At 51.5% G+C, this 307-nt stretch carries 1 rRNA gene; it reads right to left on the bottom strand.

What is annotated here, in order from left to right:
- A 23S ribosomal RNA gene (locus tag GCM43_RS25575) occupies positions 1-307 on the bottom strand; the annotation flags it as partial.

The following is a 307-nucleotide window of genomic DNA, read 5'->3' as shown; positions in this document are numbered from 1 at the left end:
CTCTCAAGCGCCTTAGAATACTCATCTCGCCCACCTGTGTCGGTTTGCGGTACGGTCTCGTATGACTGAAGCTTAGAGGCTTTTCTTGGAACCACTTCCGATTGCTTCGTGAACAAGTTCACTCGTCTCAACCCCTTGAATTACGTGCCCGGATTTGCCTAAGCACCTTCTATGAGTCAAAAACTGACTATTCCAACAGTCAGACAACCTTCCGCGATCCGTCCCCCCATCGCATCATACGACGGTGCAGGAATATTAACCTGCTTCCCATCAGCTACGCATCTCTGCCTCGCCTTAGGGGCCGACT

It is taken from the genome of Janthinobacterium aquaticum (assembly GCF_009208565.1).
Lineage (GTDB): Bacteria > Pseudomonadota > Gammaproteobacteria > Burkholderiales > Burkholderiaceae_D > Janthinobacterium.
This window is presented reverse-complemented; position numbering and strand designations above follow the sequence as displayed.